Source organism: Pseudomonas sp. S37, from assembly GCF_016658545.1.
GTDB lineage: Bacteria > Pseudomonadota > Gammaproteobacteria > Pseudomonadales > Pseudomonadaceae > Aquipseudomonas.
In genome coordinates this window covers 17495-41712 of sequence record NZ_JACVZC010000050.1, presented here as the reverse complement: position 1 = coordinate 41712, position 24218 = coordinate 17495, and the positions used below count along the sequence as shown (strand labels likewise).

23 protein-coding genes are annotated in these 24218 nt (G+C 62.6%); 14 read left to right on the top strand and 9 right to left on the bottom strand.

Annotated elements, in window-relative coordinates:
- Positions 1-139 precede the first annotated feature (139 nt).
- Complete coding sequence (gene yihA, locus IAE39_RS16470) at positions 140-772, bottom strand: ribosome biogenesis GTP-binding protein YihA/YsxC (protein ID WP_201204342.1); 633 nt, start codon at positions 770-772, stop codon at positions 140-142.
- 220 nt (positions 773-992) lie between these two features.
- Between yihA and IAE39_RS16465 the strand changes: the two genes are divergently transcribed.
- The 8 genes from IAE39_RS16465 to IAE39_RS16430 all read left to right on the top strand — a co-directional run bounded on the left by IAE39_RS16465 (position 993) and on the right by IAE39_RS16430 (position 8929).
- Positions 993-1268 (top strand): c-type cytochrome, encoded by a 276-nt coding sequence (locus tag IAE39_RS16465; RefSeq protein WP_201204341.1) that lies wholly within the window; start codon positions 993-995, stop codon positions 1266-1268.
- Between the two features lie 31 nt (positions 1269-1299).
- Positions 1300-1917 carry a c-type cytochrome gene (locus IAE39_RS16460; RefSeq protein WP_201204340.1) on the top strand — a complete coding sequence of 206 codons (618 nt, stop codon included), beginning with the start codon at positions 1300-1302 and terminating at the stop codon, positions 1915-1917.
- Positions 1918-2268: 351 nt separating this feature from the next.
- Positions 2269-2901, top strand: a complete 633-nt coding sequence (gene dsbA / locus IAE39_RS16455) for a thiol:disulfide interchange protein DsbA (RefSeq protein ID WP_201204339.1) — start codon at positions 2269-2271, stop codon at positions 2899-2901.
- Positions 2902-2913: 12 nt separating this feature from the next.
- Positions 2914-3768, top strand: a complete 855-nt coding sequence (locus tag IAE39_RS16450) for an endonuclease/exonuclease/phosphatase family protein (protein WP_201204338.1) — start codon at positions 2914-2916, stop codon at positions 3766-3768.
- A 96-nt stretch (positions 3769-3864) separates the two neighbouring features.
- Positions 3865-5811 (top strand): diguanylate cyclase, encoded by a 1947-nt coding sequence (locus IAE39_RS16445; protein ID WP_201204331.1) that lies wholly within the window; start codon positions 3865-3867, stop codon positions 5809-5811.
- A gap of 93 nt (positions 5812-5904) precedes the next feature.
- Positions 5905-6300 carry a hypothetical protein gene (locus tag IAE39_RS16440; protein WP_201204322.1) on the top strand — a complete coding sequence of 132 codons (396 nt, stop codon included), beginning with the start codon at positions 5905-5907 and terminating at the stop codon, positions 6298-6300.
- A 66-nt stretch (positions 6301-6366) separates the two neighbouring features.
- The gene (locus tag IAE39_RS16435; RefSeq protein WP_201204320.1) at positions 6367-7155 is read left to right on the top strand and encodes an N-acetylmuramoyl-L-alanine amidase; all 789 of its coding nucleotides are present in this window, start codon (positions 6367-6369) and stop codon (positions 7153-7155) included.
- A 157-nt stretch (positions 7156-7312) separates the two neighbouring features.
- Positions 7313-8929: an EAL domain-containing protein gene (locus IAE39_RS16430; RefSeq protein ID WP_201204318.1), complete on the top strand. Its 1617-nt coding sequence runs from the start codon at positions 7313-7315 to the stop codon at positions 8927-8929.
- On the opposite strand, the gene IAE39_RS16425 is transcribed toward IAE39_RS16430, so the two are convergent.
- Positions 8908-10689: a KinB sensor domain-containing domain gene (locus IAE39_RS16425; RefSeq protein WP_201204316.1), complete on the bottom strand. Its 1782-nt coding sequence runs from the start codon at positions 10687-10689 to the stop codon at positions 8908-8910. The genes IAE39_RS16430 and IAE39_RS16425 overlap by 22 nt on opposite strands.
- Positions 10686-12032, bottom strand: a complete 1347-nt coding sequence (gene algB, locus IAE39_RS16420; protein ID WP_201204309.1) for a sigma-54-dependent response regulator transcription factor AlgB — start codon at positions 12030-12032, stop codon at positions 10686-10688. Before algB ends, IAE39_RS16425 begins: the two co-directional genes overlap by 4 nt.
- A 212-nt stretch (positions 12033-12244) precedes the next feature.
- Here algB and IAE39_RS16415 point away from each other — a divergent pair, with 212 nt between their 5' ends.
- The 6 genes from IAE39_RS16415 to IAE39_RS16390 all read left to right on the top strand — a co-directional run bounded on the left by IAE39_RS16415 (position 12245) and on the right by IAE39_RS16390 (position 17754).
- Positions 12245-13066: a BON domain-containing protein gene (locus IAE39_RS16415; RefSeq protein ID WP_201204296.1), complete on the top strand. Its 822-nt coding sequence runs from the start codon at positions 12245-12247 to the stop codon at positions 13064-13066.
- A gap of 174 nt (positions 13067-13240) precedes the next feature.
- Positions 13241-13531 carry a hypothetical protein gene (locus IAE39_RS16410; RefSeq protein WP_201204283.1) on the top strand — a complete coding sequence of 97 codons (291 nt, stop codon included), beginning with the start codon at positions 13241-13243 and terminating at the stop codon, positions 13529-13531.
- 42 nt (positions 13532-13573) lie between these two features.
- A complete protein-coding gene (locus IAE39_RS16405) occupies positions 13574-13735 on the top strand; it encodes a DUF1328 domain-containing protein (RefSeq protein WP_003252966.1) in 162 nt (53 codons plus the stop codon).
- A gap of 2 nt (positions 13736-13737) precedes the next feature.
- Positions 13738-14208: an inhibitor of vertebrate lysozyme family protein gene (locus IAE39_RS16400; RefSeq protein WP_201204281.1), complete on the top strand. Its 471-nt coding sequence runs from the start codon at positions 13738-13740 to the stop codon at positions 14206-14208.
- A gap of 745 nt (positions 14209-14953) precedes the next feature.
- The gene (gltP, locus tag IAE39_RS16395; protein WP_201204279.1) at positions 14954-16282 is read left to right on the top strand and encodes a glutamate/aspartate:proton symporter GltP; all 1329 of its coding nucleotides are present in this window, start codon (positions 14954-14956) and stop codon (positions 16280-16282) included.
- Between the two features lie 242 nt (positions 16283-16524).
- Entirely contained in the window at positions 16525-17754 is a 1230-nt protein-coding gene (locus tag IAE39_RS16390; RefSeq protein WP_201204277.1) for a nucleoside recognition domain-containing protein, read from the top strand.
- Positions 17755-17882: 128 nt separating this feature from the next.
- On the opposite strand, the gene IAE39_RS16385 is transcribed toward IAE39_RS16390, so the two are convergent.
- The 6 genes from IAE39_RS16385 to IAE39_RS16360 all read right to left on the bottom strand — a co-directional run bounded on the left by IAE39_RS16385 (position 17883) and on the right by IAE39_RS16360 (position 24204).
- The gene (locus tag IAE39_RS16385; RefSeq protein ID WP_201204275.1) at positions 17883-18500 is read right to left on the bottom strand and encodes an ABC-type transport auxiliary lipoprotein family protein; all 618 of its coding nucleotides are present in this window, start codon (positions 18498-18500) and stop codon (positions 17883-17885) included.
- Entirely contained in the window at positions 18497-19435 is a 939-nt protein-coding gene (locus tag IAE39_RS16380; RefSeq protein WP_201204266.1) for an MlaD family protein, read from the bottom strand. Before IAE39_RS16380 ends, IAE39_RS16385 begins: the two co-directional genes overlap by 4 nt.
- A 3-nt stretch (positions 19436-19438) precedes the next feature.
- Positions 19439-20230 carry an ABC transporter ATP-binding protein gene (locus IAE39_RS16375; RefSeq protein WP_201204253.1) on the bottom strand — a complete coding sequence of 264 codons (792 nt, stop codon included), beginning with the start codon at positions 20228-20230 and terminating at the stop codon, positions 19439-19441.
- Positions 20227-21360 (bottom strand): ABC transporter permease, encoded by a 1134-nt coding sequence (locus IAE39_RS16370; protein ID WP_201204238.1) that lies wholly within the window; start codon positions 21358-21360, stop codon positions 20227-20229. Before IAE39_RS16370 ends, IAE39_RS16375 begins: the two co-directional genes overlap by 4 nt.
- A 211-nt stretch (positions 21361-21571) precedes the next feature.
- The gene (locus tag IAE39_RS16365) at positions 21572-22594 is read right to left on the bottom strand and encodes a DUF5924 family protein (protein WP_201204230.1); all 1023 of its coding nucleotides are present in this window, start codon (positions 22592-22594) and stop codon (positions 21572-21574) included.
- A gap of 203 nt (positions 22595-22797) precedes the next feature.
- Positions 22798-24204, bottom strand: coding sequence for a M16 family metallopeptidase (locus tag IAE39_RS16360; RefSeq protein WP_201204228.1), 1407 nt, complete (start codon positions 24202-24204; stop codon positions 22798-22800).
- Positions 24205-24218: the final 14 nt, after the last annotated feature.

The window sequence follows — 24218 nt, the reverse complement described above, 5'->3', positions numbered from 1 at the left end:
GCGGACCCTGTAGGAGCGGCCTTGTGTCGCGATGGGCTGCGCAGCAGCCCCGGGATTTCAGCGGCGCTGCACCATTTCTGGGGCTGCTGCGCAGCCCATCGCGACACAAGGCCGCTGCTACAGAGAACGGTGCAGGGCCTCAGGCCACGGGCTTGTCTTCCAGCTCCATCCATCCCGCCAGCACGCGGTAGGCATCTTCCACGCCCAGGCGCTTGGGCGCCGAGAACAGCTGGATGGTCACGCCATCACCCCAGCCCTTTCTGATTTCCGACTGCACCTTCAGCAGGGTGTTCTTGCCCGCGCCGTGGGTCAGCTTGTCGGCCTTGGTCAGCAGGATGTGCATCGGCATGCCGCTGGCCTTGGCCCAGTCGAGCATCATCTTGTCGAAGTCGGTCATCGGGTGGCGCACGTCCATCATCAGGATGATGCCGCGCAGGCACTCACGGCTGCCCAGGTAGGCTTCCAGGTGTTTCTGCCAGTGCTGCTTGAGCGGGATCGGCACTTTTGCATAACCGTAGCCCGGCAGGTCGACCAAACGCCGTTCATCGTCCAGACTGAAGAAATTCAACAGCTGGGTGCGCCCCGGGGTTTTCGAGGTACGCGCCAGGCTGGCATGAGTCAGGGTGTTGAGGGCACTGGATTTGCCGGCGTTGGAACGGCCGGCAAAGGCCACCTCGTAACCCTGGTCGTCCGGGCATTGTTCGACCTTGGCTGCGCTGAGGGCGAATTTGGCTTTCTGGCAGAGGCCGAGGATGGGGTTCTTGACTTGCATGGGATATCCGATGTGGGTGTTGCCAAAGCCTAGGCCGGCAAGCGGTGTCGTTTCCGTTTGGCTGACAGAAGTATATAATGCCCCAGTTTTTGTGTGCCCATTCTCCCAGCGAAGGGGAAAGGGCATGGGGTGCCGAACTATAGCTTGCGCATCAGAACGCAGCGCGTCCCCCAACCCTGTCAGGTCGTTTCGCCCGGCGAAATGGCTGCTAGCTGTCGGTATGTTCCTGCCGTATTTCAGCGCACAGGCTACACAGGATCCCGAGGTGTTGTACAACCGCACGTGTGCGGCGTGTCACACCGGGCAGTTGCCACAGGCACCCAGGCAGGGTGACCGGGCAGCTTGGGAGCCAAGGCTGGCGCAAGGCATGGATGTACTGGTAAAGCACGTGACCCAGGGTTTCAAGGCTATGCCGCCGCGTGGATTGTGCATGGACTGCAGTGCCGAGGACTACCGTTTGGTCATCCTTTGGATGAGCGGCAGTCCCGATACATAACATTTCACCCTTAGCCGTGTTGGATTAGCTGATGAACAAACTAGTCGTGAGTCTGCTGTTGACCCTGGGTGTCGCAGGTGCGGCCACTGCTGCGCAACCTATCAAAGGCGATGCCGCCGCTGGCCAGGCCAAAACCGCTGTCTGTGGCGCCTGCCACAACCCTGACGGCAACAGCCTGGCACCGAACTTCCCGAAACTGGCTGGCCAGGGCCAGCGCTACCTGGAAAAACAACTGCACGACATCAAGTCGGGCAAACGTACCGTGCTGGAAATGACCGGCATGCTGGCCGCGTTCAACGATCAGGACCTGGCCGACATCGCTGCCTATTTCGCCAGCCAGAAAGGCAGCGTGGGTGCTGCCGATCCCCAGCTGGTGGAGCGTGGCCGTGCGCTGTTCAACGGTGGCGACCTGGAGAAAGGCATGCCCGCCTGCACCGGCTGCCACTCACCGAATGGCGCGGGCATTGCCCTGGCCGGCTTCCCGCATCTAAGTGGGCAGCACTCGCAGTACGTGACCAAGCAGCTGACCGACTTCCGCGAAGGCAACCGCACTAACGATGGCGACGCCATGACCATGCGTACCATCGCCGGCAAGCTGAGCAACCACGACATCGAAGCGTTGGCCAGCTACATTCAGGGCCTGCACTGACCGGCGACCTGGGTCCTTGTGGGTGATTCTGTCTTGCTCTGAATTTGCAGAGCCAGCGCGATCCCTGTGGGAGCGGGCTTGCCCGCGAACACCGGCAAAGCCGGTGCCATCCACTGCGTTGCCTGTTTCGCGGGCACGCCCGCTCCCACAAGGATGGCTTCCGACAGCGAGTGCCATGGTCGTGTCAGATGGCGTATTAACTTTCAGTTAATGTTGTAGGCCAATGATGAAAGGGTGGCCGGGCCGCCCTTTTTTCAGCCTGCAGCCGTTACACTACAGAACTCGAGCCCTTCCCGGCCTGTCTCAGTACAGGTCGCGTCGTGGCGACCCATGAATGCTCAGGAGTAAAGCATGCGTAAACTGATTCTCAGCGCTGCGCTGGTCGCCGCCAGCGTATTCGGTATGACTGCCGTCCAGGCCGCCGAGCCTGTTGCCGGCAAGGAATATATCGAGCTGAGCAACCCTGTTCCGGTTTCCGTGCCTGGCAAGATCGAAGTGGTCGAGCTGTTCTGGTACGGCTGCCCACACTGCTACCACTTCGAGCCAACCATCAACCCTTGGGTCGACAAGCTGCCCAAGGACGTCAACTTCAAGCGCGTTCCAGCCATGTTCGGTGGCCCATGGGACGCCCACGGCCAGATGTTCCTGACCCTCGAAGCCATGGGCGTCGAGCACAAGGTGCACGCCGCAGTGTTCGATGCCATCCAGAACCAGCGCAAGCGCCTGACCGACCCGCAGGACATGGCCGACTTCCTCGCCACACAGGGCGTGGACAAGGACAAGTTCCTCGCCACCTTCAACTCGTTCGCCATCAAGGGCCAGGTCAACCAGGCCAAGGAACTGGCGAAGAAGTATGAAATTACCGGCGTACCGGCCATGGTGGTCAATGGCAAGTACCGCTTCGACCTGGGTACCGCTGGCGGGCCGGAAGGCGTGCTGAACGTTGCCGACCAGCTGATCGACAAGGAGCGCGCCGCTAAGTAAGCGGCGAAGCCCATGCCCCGCTTCAGAGCTACGCGTGGCATTGGCCTGCACCAGCCGCAGGTCAACGAGCATCACCTGCAGGCCACTGGCCTGCCCGAGGATGGTCGCCTGCGGCTGCTCAGTTTCAATATCCAGGTGGGCATCAGCACCGAGCGCTACCGGCATTACCTGACCCGTAGCTGGCAGCACTTGCTGCCGCATAACGGGCGTGCCGGAAACCTGCAGAAGATCGGCAAGCTGTTGGGCGACTTCGACCTGGTGGCCCTGCAGGAAGCCGATGGCGGTAGCCTGCGCTCGGGCTACATCAATCAGGTCGAACACCTGGCGCACCTGGGGGCCTTCCCCTACTGGTACCAGCAGCTCAACCGCAACCTTGGGCGCTTTGCCCAGCACAGCAATGGCGTGCTCAGCCGCCTGAAGCCGCAACTGCTCGAAGATCACCCCTTGCCAGGCCCTGCCGGGCGTGGGGCGATACTGGTGCGTTTTGGCGAAGGCGACGATGCGCTGATCGTGGTGATGATGCACCTGGCATTGGGTGCCAAGACCCGTGCCCTGCAACTGGGCTACATCCGCGAACTGATTGGCGGTTACCGCCACCAGGTGCTGATGGGTGACATGAACACCCATGCCACCGACCTGCTGGAGCATTCGCCGCTGCGCGACCTGGGCCTGGTTGCCCCGCAGGTCGAGGCCACCTTCCCCAGCTGGCGACCACAGCGTTGCCTGGACCATATCCTGCTCAGCCCAAGCCTCACCCTGGAGCGTGTCGAGGTGCTGGCGCAGCCCATCTCCGACCATCTTCCGGTCGCGGTAGAGATCCGATTGCCTGATGCATTGACTGTGGATACGCTGCCGGTCTTGAGCTGAAGCAGCGAAAGCATCGCACGCCCTCAAGAGTTGCAGGCGCGCGCCGACAGTGTGTAATCAGACAGCCCAGATGTATCACCCCTCGCGGATCCAGGCATGACCGAAGAAGCCGAGCGCTGGAAAGAAAAATACCTTAAAAGCATCGAGCAGCAGGAAAAGCTCGAACGCCGTTGGGACGCCCGCCTCGACCTGCTGCGCCGCGGCCTGGTGCGTAGCACCCTGGCTGCCGAAGGCAGTGACAAGGTAGTGGACGAGTGCATGAAAGAGATGCGCGAGGTCATCCGTAGCGACAACATGGATGCCGGCCTCGCCGGGTTGATCCCGCGCCTGGAAAAGGCCGTGCTGGATTCCGAGCAGCGTCGCGAAACGCGCATGAACCAGGTGGGCGATGCGCTGACTGCGCTGGTTGGCCAACTGCAAGGCTTGCCGCTACCTAGCGATATTTCGCGGCCTTTGAAGAAGCTGGCGAAGAAGCTCGATGGTGGTGTCGCGCAGTCACGCGACCTGCCGCCGCTGCTGGGTGAGCTGAGCGGTTTGCAGGGGCGCGCGCTGTCAGCCCTGGGCAAACCGGGTGAAGACGCCCGCCCTGGCTTCCTGCAGCGCTTGTTCGGTAGCCGTGAGGACGATGCCCAGGACGAGCCGGTGCTTGTGCCAGTGGCTGCGCCTGCTGGTGAGCCTCAGCCCCAAGCGGAGCCGGCCAGTGCCGAGGCCCCGCTACTCAATGATGTCGATGCGTTACTGCCGTTGCCAACCTCCGCTGAGCCCGTAGCCGAGGTGGCCGTAGCGCCCGAGCCAGAGCTGGAAGCATCAGGCCCGGCATTGATCGAAACGATCGAAACGACCGACATGCCGCCGGTATTGCAGCCACAGCAGAATGAAGCACCCCCCCCTGAAGACGCTGCCAGCGAGCCGTTGCCTGATGCCGCGCCATTACCGGCACTGGAAGAAACGTTCGGCGAAGACGGCCCCTATGCCCTGCCCTACGCGGTGGAGCCGCCTTACAGCCAGGTCGCCGCACACATCGAGCAAACCCTGATCGGCCTGCTTGATGACCTCAGCCTGCCCGAGCGGCACAAGGCCCAGGCGCTGGAAATGCGCGCGCGGGTTGCCCGCGGCCTGAACTGGTATGAGCTGATACCGGTGCTGGATGACCTGGCGGTGCTGATGCTGGCGATTACCGACAGCGGCCAGCACGAATTCGAGACTTACCTGCAGCAGCTCAACGAGCGCCTGGAAGGCTTCCAGAGCCACCTGCACGAGGCCAGCGCTGGCCACGCCGACAACAGCAGCGCTGCCCGTGCGCTGGATACCCAGTTGCGCGAGCACGTCGACGGGCTGCAAAGCAGTGTGCAAGGTGCCGCCGATGTAGACAGCCTCAAGCACATCCTCGAGAACCGCCTGGAAGGCTTGCTGGTGACCATGGACGAGCACAAGCACGAGCGTGATCGCCGCGAGCAGGAACTGGCCGGCCGCCTGCAAGGGTTATCGGAGCGCGTGGCAAACATGGAGCACGAGGCGCTTGGTTATCGCGAGCACCTGGAAGAACAGCGCCAGAAGGCCCTGCTCGACCCGCTCACCGGCCTGCCCAACCGGGCGGCCTGGAGCGAGCGGGTTGAGCGCGAAATGCTCGAATGGCAGGAAAACGGCGGTCACCTGGCGATGGCGATCCTCGACCTGGACCATTTCAAGCGCATCAACGACAGCTATGGGCACCTGGCCGGCGACAAAGTGCTGAAGATCGTTGCCGACCAACTGCACAAGCGCTTGCGTGGCCGTGACTTCATTGCCCGTTTTGGCGGTGAGGAATTCGTCCTGCTACTCCCGCAGACACCGCCGGCGGCAGCGGCACAGGTGGCCGAGGTGCTGCGGGCGACAGTAGAAGCCTGCCCGTTCCACTTCAAGGGCGAGCGGGTGGTGATCACCACCTCGATCGGCCTGGCGGCTTTCCGTTCTGGCGAGCGCGGCGACCAGGTGCTCAAGCGTGCCGATGCGGCGCTGTACCGGGCCAAGGAGCACGGGCGCAATCGCGTCGAGCAGGGGTAGATAGTTACCGCGCTCCGGCTGCCGAGTGGATCGAAACTGCAACCCTGGCCCGCAAGTGGCTGGCCAGCGTCGATCCACACAAGGAACAGGAACATGAAAATTCGAGCAGGCTGCGTGGCGCTCATGATCGGGCTGGCCTTCCAGGCCGGCGCCCACGCCAGGGAAAACGTACTGACAGCGCATGTAGCTGCAGATGGCACACTGCTGCAGCAGTCCCCTCAATGGATCAGTAGCGTCGAACTGCAGGCGCAGCCCAACTACTTCAACCAGTACAAGATCTTGCTCAAGCCTTCCGCGATGCAAGGCAACCCGCGTTTCTGCGTGGCATCACCTATCGACGCCAGTAGCTATGATCGACAACTGCATGGCCAGGCGAAAGTGATCGGTGCCCCGCGGGCCAGCCATGTGACCGTAATGACCCAGTTGGTGGATATGCCCGGCGCAAGCGGCGATAACGCGCTGGAGTTCATGCTGATGTGTAGCCGCTGACTCGCGGCAAGCACGGCCGTCGGGGAGCACGTTATACTGTAGCGCTCATACGCTGAGGCCACCGACGTGCTTTCCACGCTGAAAAAAAACCTGATTTGCATTTTGCTGTTGTCTGTCGCCGGTTGCTCGACGGGCCTGCGCATCGACCGCAGCCACCCTTCGGCCAACCAGGACAACCGCATTCAGTTCGTTGTCCTGCATTACACCAATGCGTCGCTGGAGCGCTCCCTGGCGTTGCTGACCCATGGTGAGGTCAGCAGCCATTACCTGATCGGTGATGGCCCGGCGACGGTGTATCAGCTGGTGGATGAGAACCGCCGCGCCTGGCATGCCGGTGACAGCCAGTGGCAGGGGCGCACCTGGCTGAACTCCTCGTCCATCGGTATCGAGATCGTCAACCCAGGCTTTACCGATACGCCGAACGGCCGGGTCTGGCACCCTTACAGCGAAGCGCAGATCCAGGCGCTGATTGCCCTGCTCAAGGATATTGTCAAACGCAACAACATCGAGCCACGCCATATTATCGGTCACAGCGATATTGCCCCGCTGCGCAAGCTTGACCCGGGGCCATTGTTCCCGTGGAAGCGCCTGGCCGAGGTCGGCCTGGGAATCTGGCCTGAGGCCAATGCAGTGGCACGGCAGCAGGCCTATTTCAGCGTCAACCCACCCAGCATTGGCTGGTACCAGCAGGAGCTGGCACGGTTCGGCTACCAGATCGAACAGACCGGCGTACTGGATGTGGCCACCCGCCATGTAATCGCCGCGTTCCAGATGCGTTTCCGCCCACAGCGTTTTGATGGCATGCCGGATGCGCAGACGGCGGCGATGCTGCAGGTGCTTAACCGCATGCGTTGAGCTTCATTGAGGATATGCGGCCTCTGTGGGAGCGGGTGCGCCCGCGAAGCAGGCACCGCGGTCACAATGGGATTGTGAAGGTTGCAGCGAAACGCCAAACGGCGCGGGTGATTATTGATTCAGTTGCTATACCTTAGTTATCAACTGGATGCCGTCGATGTCATCTTTAATTGCCCTGCTGCGCCAAATTTTTTACCGTCCCTGGATGCTGGCCACTTTGGCAGCGTTGGCCAGCGCCGCGCTGTTGCTGACTGCCAGCATCGGCATTGCCCTGCAACAGATGAAGCAAAGCGAGAGCGAACAGATGAACGCGCAGGGCGAGCGCTTTCTGGATCGCCTCGAGCAGGTATTCGGCCAGTTGCGCGAAGGGGTCGACCTGCTGCAAGCGCAGCCATTACGCGGCTGCAGCCCGGCGATGCTGGCTGCCTTGCAGCAGGTTGGCCTGAGTTCGCGGTTCATCTATGAAGCGGCTTATGTGGATAGTCACGTCGCCTGCTCCAACCGGGGTGATGAACGTGCGTTCGTGCCGCTGCGGGCACCGGACATCCAGGGCCCCACGTACAGCTACTGGCTCAACACCACCACCGAACCGAACGAGAACCTGGCCGCACTGATGCTGGGCCGGGGCAAGTTTCTGGTCTCCACCTCCCGGGGGCACCTGACCGATGTGGTCGACCTGCCCCCGGGCGGCAGCCTGGTGGTGGTACTCGACAACGGTGCACGCGCCATTCCGGTGCTCGGCCCACCACAGGTATGGCCCCCGCCCTCGGCCTGGACGAACAGCCACAACTCGCTGCTCGAACTCAGCGACCGGCTGATCTATCGCATGCCGACCAAATCGCCTGATTACCAGTTGGTGCTGATTGCTCCGCGCGCCAGCCTGCCGCTGCGCATGAACGGCATGCTGTGGTTGCTGTTCCCCGGGAGCGTGCTGGCCGCTTGCTGCATTGGCTGGCTGGTGCTGCAACTGATCCTGCAGCGGCGCTCGATGAGTTCGGAGTTGCAGCATGCCTTGCGCCGTGGCGAGCTGCAGGTGCTCTACCAGCCGATCATCGAGCTCGACAGCCGGCGCTGCGTGGGGGCTGAAGCGCTGGTGCGCTGGCGTCGTCCGGACGGCTCACTGACCAGCCCGGATCTGTTCATTCCGCTGGCGGAAAACACCGGGCAGATCCGCCAGATCACTGACTTTGTCCTGCAACGTGTGCTCGAACAGCTGGGGCAGTTGCTGCGCTCGCACCCCAAGCTGTACATCTCGATAAACCTGGCGGCCTGCGATGTGATGGTGCCGCGGATTGGCCGGGTGGCAGCACGGCTGCTGGCCTTGCATCGGGTGGCGCCCAGCCAGATTGCCTTTGAAGTGACCGAGCGCGGCCTGATCGACGTGGTGGTGGCCCGTGACAACCTGCAGGCGCTGCGCGCCGTCGGGCACCAGGTGCTGATCGACGATTTTGGTACCGGTTATTGCAGCCTGGCCTACCTGCAGACCTTGCCGGTGGACTGCCTGAAGATCGACAAGGCGTTCATCGATGCGCTGGGCCATGATGCTGCCAGCAGCGGCGTTGCCCCGCATATCATTCGCATGGCCCACGACCTGCACCTGCGGGTGATTGCCGAAGGTATCGAATGTGAAGACCAGGCGGTGTTGTTGAACAGTGAGGGTGTCAATTATGGCCAGGGCTGGCTGTTTGCCCGGCCGTTGAATGCGCGGCAGTTTGCCGAACTGGTGGCACGAGGGCATCTGCCACCACGCCCTCAGACCGGCAGGGCCATGTAGAACTGCGTCCCCTGCCCCGGCCGGGAGAACACGCCCATGCGCCCGCCGTGCAGCTGCACGATCTCCTTGCACAGCGCCAATCCTAGCCCGGCGCCACCTTTCTTGCGCCCTACCTGCACGAAGGGCTCGAAAATGCGCCCTTGCTGGCCATAGGCGATACCCTCGCCATTGTCTTCGACACTGATGATCACCCGCTCGGCGTGCCGCCGCGCATGCAGGCGTATACGCCCGCCGCTGGCGGTGTGGCGGATGGCGTTGTGCAACAGGTTGTCCAGCACCCGGTCGAGCTGTGGAGCGTCGGCCAGGATGCGCGGCAGTGGCAGTTCCAGTTCCTTGATCAGCTCGATCTGCTTGTGGTCGGCCTGGTCGGCAAAGCGCAGTTGCGCTCGCTCCAACAATTCGTCGAGGACGCACGGTGCCAATTCGAGTTTCTGCAACCCGCTTTGGTAGCGTGAGAAGTTGAGCAGATCGTTGATCAATTGGGTCAGGCGCTGCATTTCTTCGCCGATGGTTTCCAGCAAGTCGTTCTCGCGCGCCTCGGGCGGGAACTTGACCCGCTCGCGCAACAGGCCGAAAGCCATGTGCATGCCGGTCACAGGGGTGCGCAGTTCATGGGAAGCGCGCAGCACGAATTCACTGCGCACGCGCTCGAAGGCCCGTTGCTCGGTCACATCGTGCAGCACCATCACCGCGCCAAGGATCGGCCCTTGCGGGTGGCTGACCGGGGTCAGGCTGTAGGTGAGCAGGCGCGATTCCTCATCCACTTCCATGTTCAGGTCGTCTGGCGGGCGGTCGAGGCTGCCGCCGCGCAGTACCTGGCGCAGTTGCTGCTCCAGCTCCGGTCGTTGCAATGCCTCGGCCAGGCTGCTGCCGACCCGGCTGTCGTTCCAGCCCAACTGGCGCTGTGCTACCGGGTTGAGGTGTTCCAGGCGGCCCTGGCGGTCGATGATCAGCAAGCCGTCGTCGATGCTGTCGAGCACGGCTTGCAAACGCTGCTGGCCGGCCAGCAGTTCATCGACGTTGGTGGCCTGGTGCTTGCGCAAGGCATCGGCCATCAGGCCGAAGCGCCGGGTCAGCTGATTCAGTTCGGTGGCCTGGGTGACCGGCAGGGTGACGTCGAAGTTGCCCTTGCCCAACTGGTCTGCCGCTTTGGCCAAGGCCTCGATCGGTTGGCCGAAGCGCCGGGCAATGTTGTGTGCGGTAATGAAACCTAGCACCAGTACCACCAGGCCCATCAAACCCAGCACACCGCTGACCAGCAAGGCGCGGTCACGGCTGTGTTCCTCGCTGCGGGTGATCAGGTCCAGCGCCTGCTTGTGGGCGTCGATCAGGTCGGTGCGCACCTGGTTGAAAGCGGCCCCCAGTGGCTGCTCGACGCCCATGCTGCGGGCAGGTGCGGGGCTGTTGTGGTAGGCCTGGAGAAAGGCCTGGTAGTTGCTGCTGGCCTTGCTGAAGCCGGTGCGTTCACCGCCCTGCTCCAGACCCTGGTTGAGCAGACCCTGAAAGTTCTCTTGCAGCAGCCGCAGGTTTTGCGGGGCAGTGTCCTCATCGAGGATCAAGGTCAGCTGTTCGCCCAGGTTTTGCCGCAGTTTCAGCCCCACCTCCAGGGCATGGGTAGTATCACGCACCCGTTGTTGTTGCACCGTGGCCATCTGCAGCACGCTCACCAGGCCCAGCAGCAGCCCGAGCAAGGCCACGGTGACCAGTGCCGAGATGCTAAGGAAAAGCCGCGTGCGCAGCTTCATGGGCGGCCGCTTCATAGGTTGTACTGCTTGCGTTTGCGGTACAGGGTGGAGGCATCGATGCCCAAGGTCTTGGCCGCCTGGTCGAGGGTATCGCTGGCGGCCAGTACCGCACCGATATGCGCACGCTCCAGCTCATCCAGGCTAAGTGCGGCCCCCACCCGCGGGGCGTTGCCAGCCGGCTGTTCGCCCATGCCCAGGTGGCTGATTTCCACCCGCTCCTGCGGGCAGATGATACTGGCCCGTTCCACCACGTTGCGCAGCTCGCGAATATTGCCGGGCCAGCGGTAATTGAGCAGGGCGGCACGTGCTTCATCGCTGAAACCGCGGGCGGGGCGGGAGTATTCCTTGACGAAGCGGGCGAGGAAACGGTCAGCCAGGGTCAGGATGTCCTCACTGCGCTCGCGCAGCGGCGGCAGGTGCAGGGTGATGACGTTCAGGCGATAGAGCAGGTCCTCGCGAAAGCGGCTTTCGCGCACCATTTCTTCGAGGTTGAGGTTGGTCGCCGCCAGGATCCGCACATCGGCACGGCGGGTGACCGGGTCGCCGACGCGCTCGTATTCCTTGTCCTGGATGAAGCGCAGCAGCTTGGGCTGCAAGGTCAGTGGGAAATCGCCGATCTCGTCGAGGAACAGTGTGCCGCCGTCAGCCTGGCTGACCCGCCCCAGTGTGCTTTCGCTGGCACCGGTGAAGGCGCCGCGGGTATGGCCGAACAGCTCGCTTTCCATCAGCTCGGCGTTCAGTGACGGGCAGTTGATGGTCACGCAGGCTTTGCGCGCACGCTTGCTCCAGCCATGGATGGCCCGGGCCAGCTCGCCTTTACCGGTGCCGGATTCGCCAAGAATAAGGATGTTGGCGTCGGTGGTGGCAACCTGGCGGGCGGTTTCCAGCACCGCCATCATCGCCGGGCTGTGCGAGTCGAGGCCGTCCTTGGGTTTGCGCACTTCGCCTTCCAACGCTTCCAGGCGTGCAGAAAGCTGGCGCACTTCCAGTTGCTTGGCGGTGGCCAGGCGTAACTGGTCGGGGCTGCACGGCTTTACCAGGTAGTCAGCAGCGCCGGCCTGGATAGCGTCTACCGCCGTGTCGATCGCCGAATGCGCCGTGACGATTACCACACGCATCCAGGGGGCCTGGATGCGCATCTGCGCCAGCACATCGAGGCCGTTGTCTTCACCCAGGCGTAAATCGAGGAAACACAGGTCGAACACCTGGCGCTGCAGAAGGGTCTCGGCCTGGGCGGCGCTGTTGGCAGTGGCCACGCTGTAGCCTTCGTCTTCCAGGCAGTAGCGGAAAGTGCGCAGGATCGCGGACTCGTCATCCACCAGCAGAATGCGGCCTTGGTTGTCCTGGGCTGATTCCATTTCCTACGCTCCTTAGGGATAGATCTTTATTTAGTGTGGGAAAAATCGGGCAAGTTGCATGGTCAATTCTGAAGGATTCTGTCCTTTGCATGCTAGCCAATAGCCAAGCAACGCCTGCAGGCCGCGTTTTTCCGGTGCTTTGCTTAGAGGCACGCGATGGCACATTGGTTGCGACGATTTTAAGCTTTTGCCTACAAAAAGGAGGCTCTGCCATGACCTTTCCCCTACGCAGCGCTGTATTGGCCGCCGCTTTGTTGCCGGTTTTTACCCCGGCATTCGCCGACCCGGTGCAGGACGCGCGCCTGGAAGGCGCCCTGCAAACTGCATTGTCCCTGAACCGCATGCTCGACCCGTTCCGCATCAAGGTCGACGTGCAAGGCAAGCAGGCGCGGCTTTCCGGCGAAGTGGAGAACGCTGTCGAACGGCAGTTGGCCGAGGATGTAGCCCTGGCTACCCGGGGCATCGAGCAGGTGGATAACCAGTTGCAGGTCAATGCCCAGTTGGTGGAACGCCCGCTTGAGCTGCGTGCTTATGCCCAGCGCCTGGAGGACGCCACCCTGGCTGCAGTGATCCGAGCCCGGCTGTTGTGGAGCCGCACCACCGAGAAGGCACCTATAGAAGTACAAAGCAGCGAAGGCGTGGTGACGCTGCGCGGAAGGGTCGACAGTGCCGAAGCCAAGGAACTGGCCGGTGTGGTGGCGCGTACCACCGACGGTGTGCACCTGGTCAACAACCTGATCAGCCTCGATACCGCCGCCATGGCCAAGGCGCGCGAAACCCCGGTGGGGGTGCCCACCGGCCCGCAGCCAAGCGACAGCTGGATCATCGACAAGATCCAGAACAGCTACCGCTTCAGCCGCAACCTCGATGGGCTGAACCTGAAAGTCGCCAGCGAAGAAGGCATGGTGCGGTTGTCGGGCGAGGTGGTCAGCGCCGAGCAGAAAACCATCGCGGTGGAGATCGCCCGGCAGATCATTGGCGTGCGCGGGGTGGATGCCGACTTGCTGAAGGTGGCGACCAAGGTTGAAGGCTGATCGTGCAATTCGCACGACCGCAGGGGTGGCATCGTGCAGGATACGTCCTCCCCGGCTATTGAGTAACTACATAAGCTATTGATTTTAAAGGTTTTTATTATAAATCCAAGACTGGCATGCAGGCTGCAATTACCTGTTCAGGTTTGAACAAAAATTACAGCAGGAGAAGCCGGCATGAACCGCCAATCCGTCAACCGCTCGCAGAACGCCGTACTGCCCTTGCGCCAGTTGCTGTCACTCGGCATGGCGCTGCTGCTGACCTTGGCCGCTGGCCTGTTCTATTACAGCTGGCAGACCGCGCGCCTGAGCGAGCAGGTGGCGGCGCAGACCGCCCTGCTGACGCAGATTCAGGCAACCCGTGCCAACACCCTGGTCAAGGCTGCAGAGCCTCTGCGTGGCGACCACGCCACTGCTTCACCGGCCACTTTGGAAAATGTCGTACCCCAGGACCGCTGGGTGTTCTGACCCGTCGGACCGATCGATTCCGCAAAAGAAAGGAGAACCACCATGCTGAGCTGGGCTATCACTTTCCTCATCATCGCCATTGTCGCTGCCGTACTGGGCTTCGGTGGTATCGCGGGCGCTGCAACGGGTATCGCGAAGATCCTGTTCATTGTCTTCCTGGTGCTGTTCGTAGCCTCCTTCTTCTTTGGACGTGGACGAGGTTGAAGATGAGCAGGAAGCTTTGTTCAGCCCTGGCTGCCGCCCTGTTACTGGGTGGCAGTGCAGCGGCGATGGCGGCCAATGACGGCCAGGTCCGGGTCGACCAGTTGCTCGGCTCGGACCCGGAATACCGAGACACCTGGCAGGACACGATCAAGGGCGAGGAACGCCTGCCTGATTGGGTGGTCAATCTGTCCGGCAGTGCCCAGCAGCAGATGTCTGCCGTTACCGAAGACGGTGACAAGTACTTGGTCGGCCCGCTGTGCGAGGCCCAGGACAACTGCACCTACAAGCGCCTGATCGTGGCGTTCAGCTGGGACAAGGACGATGCCTACGGGATGCTCGTGGAGGTGCCCGAAGGTTTGCCGAGCGACAAGTCGCCTACCCGGCATGCGCAATATCGCTGGTTGGGCAAACCGGACGACGGCATGAAAGCCATGCTGCAGGAGCAGCTAAAGCGTGACCCCAACTGGTACTGAGCCTTGGTTGCCAGTGCCGATGAAAGGTCACCCACTGTCACGTAATAGAAGCTGAACCTTTCTATATTTCAGCCTTCTATGATGCGCCGCCCCGAGGAGGGGCAGCTCATGACCAAGGGGCCGGGCTGTTCTGATTGTTACAGGATCGGAGTGGCCTAGGGGTACAGGGAGTGCCTCCAGCATTGGGCCGGGTCAGGAAAGGCGGAATCGGAAGTATCAGGTCGGCGGTGTCACAGGGATGCCTTGCCAGACCTGACTTCCGAGGAGCCATGTAGGAAACGTCGCTTCTCTTGCGCGTTTTTTCCTCCGGGACACATTTTGTCTCGACCGTACATCAAGTTTTTTTCCAGCAACCTGGCACGTTCACAAGTGGCATTTCTGCCATTCGGATTGTCGAACAAGCCATTCGCTGCTTCCTCTTCATACCGTCAGATCTGCCTAAATATGGCCGTTTGGTCTTGTTCGGGATTCCGAACGTTATAAATCAATGACTTACAAACCTACCTTTTCGGTCGAAAACGTTATGCACATCACGCATAGGGTATGCGTTTCCGGCATTAGATTTCCCCCCCTGCCATCGCAATAGTTGCCGCCTTTTTCGCTGGCCAGAGCGCCCTGTCGCTCGCCTGCGGTGTCCTTACATGACGTCGCCGGACGGAAACCGTTAGTGCGTGTGACCTTGCCAAAGGCTCTGTCACGCCTGTTTCCACCCGCTGCCATGACCACTAGAACAAAGGGTAAAGACATGAAGAAGGCAAAACTGAGCCTCGCCTGGCAGATCGTGATCGGTCTGGTCCTGGGCGTTGCAATCGGCGCGCTGCTGAACCACTTCAGCGCAGAAAAGGCCTGGTGGATCAGCAACGTCCTCCAGCCCGCCGGTGACATCTTCATTCGCCTGATCAAGATGATCGTTGTCCCGATCGTGATTTCGTCGCTGATCGTGGGTATCGCCGGGGTTGGCGATGCGAAGAAACTGGGCAGCATCGGTCTGAAGACCATCATCTACTTCGAAGTGGTGACCACCATCGCCATCGTCGTCGGCCTGGTGTTGGCCAACCTGTTCCACCCGGGCGCCGGCATCGACATGAGCACCCTGGGTACCGTGGACATTTCCAAGTACCAGGCAACTGCGGCCGAAGTGCAGCATGAGCACGCGTTCATCGAAACCCTGCTCAACCTGATCCCGTCGAACATCTTCGCAGCGCTGATGCGTGGCGAAATGCTGCCGATCATCTTCTTCTCGGTACTGTTCGGCCTGGGCCTGTCGAGCCTGCAGGCCGACCTGCGCGACCCGCTGGTACGCACCTTCCAGGGCGTATCGGAAACCATGTTCAAGGTCACCCACATGATCATGAACTACGCCCCGATCGGCGTGTTCGCCCTGATCGCCGTGACCGTGGCCAACTTCGGCTTCAGCTCGCTGCTGCCGCTGGCCAAGCTGGTGCTGCTGGTGTACTTCGCCATCGCCTTCTTCGCCTTCATGGTGCTGGGCCTGGTTGCCCGCCTGTTCGGCTTCTCGGTGATCAAGATCATGCGCATCATGAAAGATGAGCTGATCCTGGCCTACTCCACCTCCAGCTCGGAAACCGTGCTGCCGCGCGTGATCGAGAAGATGGAGAAGTACGGTGCGCCGAAGTCGATCTGCTCGTTCGTGGTACCGACCGGCTACTCGTTCAACCTCGACGGCTCGACCCTGTACCAGAGCATTGCGGCCATCTTCATCGCCCAGCTGTACGGTATCGACCTGTCGTGGAGCCAGCAGTTGCTGCTGGTGCTGACCCTGATGGTCACCTCCAAAGGTATTGCCGGCGTGCCGGGCGTATCGTTCGTGGTGCTGCTGGCCACCCTGGGCAGTGTCGGTATTCCGCTGGAAGGCCTGGCCTTCATCGCCGGTGTCGACCGCATCATGGACATGGCCCGTACCGCACTGAACGTGATTGGTAACGCCCTGGCGGCACTGGTCATCTCCCGTTGGGAGGGCATGTACGATGCGGCCAAGGGCGAGAAGTACTACGCCTCGCTGATGGCCGACAAGCAGGGCGCCGCAGTGGTTGGCGAAGCTGCCAAGCGCTGAGCCTGATGCCTGATTGACCAAAGAGCCCCGACTTGTCGGGGCTTTTTGTTGTCTGTGAGGTTTTGGGGCCGAGTTGCGCCCTTTGTAGGAGCGGGTTCACCCGCGAACACCGGCGAAGCCGGTGCCATGCTCCGCGTTGTCAGATTCGCGGGTAAACCCGCTCCCACAGTGAGCTGTTCAGTGCCTGCAGTCAGGCCGCCCTATACGCTATCATTCGGGCATTTTTCAAGGGGAACACACGGATGCTCAACGGCCTTTGGCTCGGCTTTTTCCTGGTGGCGGCAGTGTCCGCCCTGGCCCAATGGCTGGTAGGCGGCAACGCGGGCATCTTTGCGGCCATGGTCGAAAGCATCTTCGCCATGGCCAAGCTGTCGGTCGAGGTGATGGTGCTGCTGTTCGGCACGCTGACCCTGTGGCTGGGCTTTCTCAAGATCGCGGAAAAGGCCGGCATCGTCGAATGGCTGGCCAAGGTGCTAGGCCCGCTGTTCGCTCGCCTGATGCCGGAGGTGCCGCCGGGCCACCCGGCCCTGGGCCTGATCACCATGAACTTCGCCGCCAACGGCCTGGGCCTGGACAACGCCGCCACACCGATTGGCCTTAAGGCCATGCGCGCACTGCAGGAGCTGAACCCCAGCAGTACCACGGCGAGCAATGCGCAGATCCTGTTCCTGGTGCTCAATGCCTCGTCGTTGACCCTGTTGCCGGTGACCATCTTCATGTACCGGGCCCAGCAAGGCGCACCCGACCCGACCATGGTGTTTCTGCCCATCCTGCTGGCGACCAGCGTGTCGACCCTGGTCGGCCTGTTGTCGGTGGCCGTGATGCAGCGCCTGCGCCTGTGGGATCCGGTCGTGCTTGCCTACTTCATCCCAGGCGCCTTGCTGCTGGGGGGCTTCATGGCTTTCCTGGGCACCTTGTCGGCGGCGGCCCTGGCCAGCCTGTCGTCAATCCTGGGCAACCTGACGTTGTTTGGCGTGATCATCCTGTTCCTGGTTATCGGTGCCTTGAAGCGGGTGAAGGTGTATGAAGCCTTTGTCGAAGGCGCCAAGGAAGGCTTTGACGTGGCCAAGAACCTGCTGCCCTACCTGGTGGCGATGCTGGTGGCGGTGGGAGTGCTACGCGCCTCGGGCGCGCTGGAGCTGGCACTGGACGGTATCCGCCATGCGGTGAACTGGATGGGCCTGGACACGCGCTTTGTCGAGGGCTTGCCGACAGCGTTGGTCAAGCCGTTTTCCGGCAGTGCGGCACGGGCGATGCTGATCGAGACCATGCAGACCCAAGGCGTGGACAGCTTCCCGGCGCTGGTGGCGGCGACCATCCAGGGCAGTACCGAGACCACCTTCTATGTGCTGGCGGTGTACTTTGGTGCGGTGGGTATCCAGCGTGTGCGGCATGCGGTGGGGTGTGCGCTGCTGGCCGAACTCTCGGGTGTGGTCGCGGCGATCTTCGTCTGCTACTGGTTCTTCGCCTGACGCTGCCACCTGTGGGAGCGGCCTTGCGTTATTGGGGCGCGCAGCGGCCCCCAGGTTTCAGCGTTCATGCATAAATTGCCGGGGCCGCTTTGCGGCCCTTTCGCGACACAAGGCCCCACAAAAGCGCCTCAGTTAGCGATAGTTTTCCCCGCCTGGGCAATCGTCCACCCCACCACCTGCCCGCTCAGCTGGTCACACGCCTGGCCAAACCCCGCCACCACCGCTGACACTTGCTTGTCAGCCAGCGGCTGGCGGATCTCGAAGCGCTTGCTGGCCAGAATACGCTGGGTACGACCCTGTACCAGCCGCGCGTCATAGCGGATCAGCACCTCCACTGCCCCGTCTGCGCGGTACTCCGTCTGGAACGCCTGCAGCTCGCCAGCCAGCTCGTAGTCAGCCTGCAGGTTGCTGTCATCGGCGCTCAGGCGCTGCACCTGGCCGTCACGCTGGAAACCGTCGAGCAGGCGGTTGCGCAGCAGCACCGGCACGGTATCGCTCCAGCGTGCGCCCTTGTAACTGCTGATTACATTGCCCTGGGGAATCACGGCTATCCGCGGCCCTGCCAGCACTTCACTGGCCAGCGGCTTGTTCAGGCGCAGCGACCAGTCCAGCGGCGCTGCCGTACGGCTGGCCTGGTTGACCGGCAGCCGATACAGGTCGACGGGTTCGCTCTTGGGCAGTATCGAGCAGGCACTGGCCAGGCTCAACGCGGCCGCCAGGGCCAGCAGGCGCAGCGACGGTTTCATGGCTGGAACTCCTTGTTGTTGTCGCGGCCGAGCAGGTAGCCGCTAGGGTCGGCCTCCAGTTGCCGGGAAATGCCTTTGAGGGCGTTGAGGGTTTCGCGCAGCTCGCGAATGGCCGGGGTCAGCTGGTTCAGGCCCTGGGCGCCGTCGCCGATGGCTTCGCTGTTGTTTTTCAGCAGGCTGTTGATGGTGGCAGTGCTTTCGGCCAGCGACTGCATGGCCTGTTCGGCGCTGCCAATGGCCTGCTTGCCCTGCGTGCCGAGCAGGCCGTTGGCATTGCGCATCAAGGTCTGGGTTTCGGCCAGGGTGGCGCTGGCCTGTTTGCCCACCTGCACCAATTGTTCGATGGCCTGGGCAATGCTGCCGTGCTGGCCGGCAAAGGCGCCGGTGGTCTTGTCGAGGTTGGCCAGGGTGTTGCTGAGGTGGCCGATATTGTCCTCGGAGAACATCTGGTTGGCGTTGTGCAGCAGCAGGTTGATGTTGGTTACCAGGTCACTGCTGTCGTTGAGCAGGCGCGAGATGGGCGACGGCGAGGCGATGATGACCGGCAGCTTGCCGTCCTTGCCTTTCAGCTCGGGGCTTTGCGGGGTACCGCCGCTGAGCTGGATGAAGGAGTTGCCGGTCACCCCGGCCAGGGTCAGCTTGGCCTGGGTGTCTTCCTTCACCGGGGTATCGCCGCTCAGGCGCACCCGCGCCAATACCCGGCGCGGGTCTTTCGGGTCCAGGCGCAGGGTGGACACGTCGCCCACTTTGATGCCGTTGTACTGCACCGGGCTGCCGCGCGACAGGCCGGATACCGCCTCATTGAACACGACTTCGTAATCCTTGAAGGCATCGTCGACGCTGGACTTGGTCAGCCACAGGCCGAACAGCATGGCGCCGGCGACCACCAGGACGGTGACCAGGCCGATAAGGACGTGATGGGCTCGGGTTTCCATGGTTTAGCGCTCCTGCCCGGCACGGTTGGCGGCCTGCTCGGCAGCACGCCCGCGTGGGCCGTGAAAGTATTCTTGAATCCAGGCGTCGTGGGTCTGCTCGACCTCGGCCAGCGGGCCGGCCACCAGGACCTTTTTCTGCGACAGCACGGCAATGCGGTCGGTGATGGTGTACAGGGTGTCGAGGTCGTGGGTGATCAGGAACACGGACAGGCCCAGGGCGTCGCGCAGGGTCAGGATCAACTGGTCGAAGGCGGCAGCGCCGATCGGGTCCAGGCCTGCGGTGGGTTCGTCGAGGAACAGGATGTCCGGGTCCAGGGCCAGGGCGCGGGCCAGCGCTGCGCGCTTGATCATGCCACCCGACAGCGATGACGGGTATTTGTCGGCGGCTGAAATCGGCAGCCCGGCGAGGGCCAGTTTCACCCCGGCCAGGTGCTCGGCATCAGCGCGGGACAGCCCGGCATGCTCGATCAGCGGCAAGGCCACGTTTTCGGTCACGGTCAGTGAAGAAAACAGCGCGCCCTTCTGGAACAGCACGCCAAAGCGCCGCTCGACCAGCGAGCGTTGCTCTTCACGCAAGCCGGCCAGGTCCTGGCCGAACACCTGGATCTGCCCTTCGTTGGGCCGGCGCAGGCCGATGATACTGCGCAGCAGCACCGACTTGCCGCTGCCCGAACCGCCAACCACGGCAAGGATCTCGCCGCGGTACAGGTCCAGGTCGAGGTTTTGATGCACCACCTGGCGGCCGAAGCGGTTGCAGATGCCGCGGGCTTCGATCACGCGTTCTTCACTACTCACCAGCCCATCTCCATGAAGAACAGTGCGGCCACCGCGTCCAGCACGATGACCACGAATATCGACTGCACCACCGCCGAGGTGGTGTGTGCCCCTACCGATTCGGCACTGCCGCTGACCTTGAAGCCTTCCAGGCAACCGATAGCGGCAATCAGGAAGGCGAAAAACGGTGCCTTGGCCAGGCCGACCAGGAAGTGCTGCACGCCGATGTCGCTTTGCAGCAGCGACAGGAACATGGCCGGCGAGATGCCCAACGACAAGGCGCACACCACCGCACCGCCGACAATGCCGCAAATCATTGCGACAAAGGTCAGCAACGGCAGCGAAATGAGCAGCGCCAGTACCCGTGGCAGGACCAGCAACTCCATGGGGTTGAGGCCCAGGGTGCGGATGGCGTCGATTTCCTCGTTGGCCTTCATCGAGCCGATTTGCGCTGTGAACGCACTGGCGGTGCGCCCGGCCATGAGGATGGCGGTCAGCAGTACCGCAAACTCGCGCAGGAACGAAAACGCCACCAGGTCGACGGTAAAGATGGTCGCGCCGAAATCGGCCAGCACCGTGGCGCCGAGGAAGGCCACCACGGCGCCCACCAGGAAGGTGAGCAAGGCGACAATTGGCGCGGCATCCAGGCCCGTCTGCTCGATGTGTGCGACGACCGGGGTGATGCGCCAGCGATGAGGCTGGAACGCCCGCCGTAGCAAGGTTTCGAGGATGACGCCGACGAAGCCGAGCAACTGCATGCTGTCCTGCCACAGGGTGCCAACAGCGCGGCCGATGCGCTCCAGCAGCAACATCAGCACGTTGCGCTCGGGTTCCTTGACCGGGATGCAGTAGTCCTGGACTGACTGGTAGACGTTCTTCAACAACGCACGGCTGGCTTCGGGCAGGTCATGGGTGCAGCGCGACAGGCGCTCGGCGCCAAGCAGTTCGGCCAGCAGCGAGGCGCCGGCAGTGTCCAGGCGGCCCAACTGACTGAGGTCGGCAACAGTTTCGGCAGTGTATTGCGCACGCAGCTTTTCGCTCTCGCGCTTGAGGCTGGCGTAGTGCGCCAGGGTCCAGTCGCCGGTTATGCGCAGGCAGGACGGTTGGCTGCTGGTGTCCAGGGTGACGCTGGGGGTGGTCATAGGCTCCATGCAATTGACTCGGCGCTAAGGCTTAGGGGCTGATCATAGCGCAGCGGGCATGGGCTGTTTGGTGATTATGTGCTGTGTGTGAGGGCCTAGGGGGCGCTTTGCGGCCCATCGCGACGCAAGGCCGCTCCTACAGGCGATCGCGTACCCCTGTAGGAGCGGCCTTGCCGGGGCGCCGGACCGGTCGGATGGGTTGCGAAGCAGCCCCTTTTGATTACTGGGCTGGCTTATCGTCGATTACCTTGAAGCGCAACACGCCAATCACCTGGCCATCCTCGGTCAACACCCGCACCTGCCACTTGCCCACCGGGTTGGGCGGGAAGTTCTGCTTGTGGGTCCAGGCCCGGTAGCCTTCCTTGCGCCCGCCGTGAATGTCCAGGGCAATGCGGTCGACTTCCTGGCCGTCCTTTTGCCACACATGGTAGATCCGTTCGTTCAGGCCGCGTGGCGCGTTGATGGCGGTGTAGGCATACAGGCCGCTGCTGCGGATGCGGCTGGCGGCAATTTCGTCCAGCGACTCGCCCGGCTGGCGGTTCAGTACCTCGGTACTCACCGCCACTTCGGTCATCCACAGGGTTGCCGGTGGTACCCAGGAGCGCAGCAACCAGCCCCCGGCACCGACCGACAGGGTGACCAGCACCAGCGCCACGCCGCGGCGCCAGGTGTTGATCGGGAAACTGCTGGCCAGGCTGGGGAACGACAGTGCCATGGCTGCGATCAGGGCCAGCTTGAAGCTTTGCGCGGTGGTCAGGTGCAGGATGATCGGCAGCGCTGTCAGCAGCGCGGCGAACAGCGTCAGCGTGTGCAGCGCCAGGAACAGCCAGCGCCGTGGGGCCAGCCATTTGTAGTAGAGCGGGTCGGTGATCGAGATCAGGCCGGCGGCGCCCAACAGGCCGGTGAACACCAGTTGGCCGCTGTTCCAGGTGGTGGTGATGAAGAAGAACGGCAACACGAAGAACAGTGTTTCCTGGTGGATCATCTGTGTGGCGTAGCGCAACAGCGGCTGCGGGATTTCGCGGTTGAAGGTGCGCGCGAACAGGCCGGTGAGGGTGTTTTCCAGCATCAGCCAGACCCAGCTGACCAGCATCAGGATGGCGACCCAGCTGGCCAGGCCAGCCTGGCGGTCGACCAGGATGAAGCTGCCGATGCCGGAGAGGAAACCGCCGAGCGCGATGATGCCGGGGTAGCGTTTGAGCAGTTCGATGATGCGCAGGACGATATGAGGGATTTGGGGCATTGGGGGCTACAACAGGGAGGGATGGGGTGGCTGTTCCGGCCCTTTCGCGGGTGAACCCGCTCCCACAGGTACAGTGCAGGCTTCAGCCATTGCACTAATCCTGTGAGAGCACAGGTACAGCGCAGACTTCAGGCACTGCACTGATCCTGTGGGAGCGGGTTCACCCGCGAAGAGGCCGGTACTGGCAAAAGGATACCGCCGATTCACCGCTGCCGTGTAGCACCACTCGGCCGCTGCGGCCCATGCCGCCGCCAACGCAGCAGCCCTGCCGCCAGCATCAGCCCCGCCAGCAAGGCCAGCAGCCCATACAGTTCGTCATAACCCAGCAGCGGCTTCTCGATCCGTACATAGCCGTCTTCCTTCAGCAGTTCCTTCAACGCCTGGTTGGCCTGCTCCAGCGTCACCTGGCGCAGCTTGCGTACCGGGTTGGCAAAACGCCCGTCGGTATAATCGTTCAGCGCCCCCCAGTAATAGTCGGCCAAGGCACTGTTGCCCTGGGTGCTCCAGCTTTCCTTGGCAACGCTGGCGTCCTTGATGCGGGCGAACGTGTCCGGGTCGAGGCCTTCCTTGCGCAGGTGGTCGAACAACGCCTGCATCACCGATACGGCCTTGTCGATGTCATCACGCTCCAGGTCGGCATTAAGGCTGAGCAGGCCGGTGTCACCGAAGCTTTCGCGTTGCACCGAGGGGCCATAGGACAAGCCGTTGCGCAGGCGTAGCTGGTCGTACAGCGCCCAGTCAAGGTAGCGCGACAGCAGGTCCAGGGTGGCCTGGTGGTCGTTGTCCAGCACCGGCTCGATGAACAGCCAGTGCAGTTTGACGCCGTCGCCCAGCCAGCCGCGGGTCAGGTCGCGGCGTTGCTCGGCTTGCTGGGTAATGCTCTCGAGGTTGCGCCGCTCTCCCGGCTCAGTGGCCGGCAACTCGCCAAAGGTGCGTTCCAGATAGGCCGGCAGCAGGCGGTCGAGGCCGCCGACCATGATCAGGCTCATGTTGTTGGCCGCGTACCAGTGGTCACGCAGTGCCTGCACCTGCTCCAGCGTCATGTCGTCGATATTGGAACGTTCCGGGCACTTCAGGCCCAGTTCGGTTGCGAGCTGGTCGCTGGCCGGGTGGCCGATGTCCTGGCGGTCGAGCCAGCGCTGCAGGTGGCCATAATGGCCGCCATCCTCGCGTTCGATGATGCGCTTGGCGGTGGCCAGCGCCTTGGCGTCGATGCGGGTGTCGCGCACCACCGCCAGCAGCAGGTCGAGCACCTTGCGCTGGTTGCGCGCCGGGGCCTCGATGACGAAGGTGGTATCCGCGCTGCTGGTGTAGGCGTTCCACTCGCCGCCAAGCGCTTGCAGGCGTTCTTCCAGGCCGCCCTCGCCCGTTTCGTCGATACCGCTGAACAGCAAGTGCTCGAGCAGGTGCGGCAGTTCTTTCTGCTCGCAATCGAAGTCGTCCAGACCCACCCCGACCACCAGGCGAATGGCTACATGGTCACGCTCGTAGCCGTTTTTCAGGATTACCTGCAGACCATTGGGCAACAGGTAACCTTCCACCCGCGAGCGGTCGAGGGCGAAGGTGGGCAGGCTGCAGATCAGCAGGCAAACGAACATCAGGCAACGCATGGGCGAGCAAGGAT

Bases quoted from the DNA above. Each gene is read 5' to 3' on its own strand.
- IAE39_RS16450 (WP_201204338.1), top strand. From the start codon at position 2,914: ATGCCCCGCTTCAGAGCTACGCGTGGCATTGGCCTGCACCAGCCGCAG.
- IAE39_RS16445 (WP_201204331.1), top strand. From the start codon at position 3,865: ATGACCGAAGAAGCCGAGCGCTGGAAAGAAAAATACCTTAAAAGCATC.
- IAE39_RS16415 (WP_201204296.1), top strand. From the start codon at position 12,245: ATGACCTTTCCCCTACGCAGCGCTGTATTGGCCGCCGCTTTGTTGCCG.
- IAE39_RS16425 (WP_201204316.1), bottom strand. From the start codon at position 10,689: ATGAAGCGGCCGCCCATGAAGCTGCGCACGCGGCTTTTCCTTAGCATC.
- IAE39_RS16365 (WP_201204230.1), bottom strand. From the start codon at position 22,594: ATGCCCCAAATCCCTCATATCGTCCTGCGCATCATCGAACTGCTCAAA.
- IAE39_RS16440 (WP_201204322.1), top strand. From the start codon at position 5,905: ATGAAAATTCGAGCAGGCTGCGTGGCGCTCATGATCGGGCTGGCCTTC.
- IAE39_RS16360 (WP_201204228.1), bottom strand. From the start codon at position 24,204: ATGCGTTGCCTGATGTTCGTTTGCCTGCTGATCTGCAGCCTGCCCACC.
- yihA (WP_201204342.1), bottom strand. From the start codon at position 772: ATGCAAGTCAAGAACCCCATCCTCGGCCTCTGCCAGAAAGCCAAATTC.
- dsbA (WP_201204339.1), top strand. From the start codon at position 2,269: ATGCGTAAACTGATTCTCAGCGCTGCGCTGGTCGCCGCCAGCGTATTC.
- IAE39_RS16465 (WP_201204341.1), top strand. From the start codon at position 993: ATGTTCCTGCCGTATTTCAGCGCACAGGCTACACAGGATCCCGAGGTG.
- IAE39_RS16380 (WP_201204266.1), bottom strand. From the start codon at position 19,435: ATGGAAACCCGAGCCCATCACGTCCTTATCGGCCTGGTCACCGTCCTG.
- IAE39_RS16400 (WP_201204281.1), top strand. From the start codon at position 13,738: ATGAGCAGGAAGCTTTGTTCAGCCCTGGCTGCCGCCCTGTTACTGGGT.
- IAE39_RS16385 (WP_201204275.1), bottom strand. From the start codon at position 18,500: ATGAAACCGTCGCTGCGCCTGCTGGCCCTGGCGGCCGCGTTGAGCCTG.
- IAE39_RS16370 (WP_201204238.1), bottom strand. From the start codon at position 21,360: ATGGAGCCTATGACCACCCCCAGCGTCACCCTGGACACCAGCAGCCAA.
- IAE39_RS16390 (WP_201204277.1), top strand. From the start codon at position 16,525: ATGCTCAACGGCCTTTGGCTCGGCTTTTTCCTGGTGGCGGCAGTGTCC.
- IAE39_RS16430 (WP_201204318.1), top strand. From the start codon at position 7,313: ATGTCATCTTTAATTGCCCTGCTGCGCCAAATTTTTTACCGTCCCTGG.
- IAE39_RS16405 (WP_003252966.1), top strand. From the start codon at position 13,574: ATGCTGAGCTGGGCTATCACTTTCCTCATCATCGCCATTGTCGCTGCC.
- gltP (WP_201204279.1), top strand. From the start codon at position 14,954: ATGAAGAAGGCAAAACTGAGCCTCGCCTGGCAGATCGTGATCGGTCTG.
- algB (WP_201204309.1), bottom strand. From the start codon at position 12,032: ATGGAATCAGCCCAGGACAACCAAGGCCGCATTCTGCTGGTGGATGAC.
- IAE39_RS16410 (WP_201204283.1), top strand. From the start codon at position 13,241: ATGAACCGCCAATCCGTCAACCGCTCGCAGAACGCCGTACTGCCCTTG.
- IAE39_RS16460 (WP_201204340.1), top strand. From the start codon at position 1,300: ATGAACAAACTAGTCGTGAGTCTGCTGTTGACCCTGGGTGTCGCAGGT.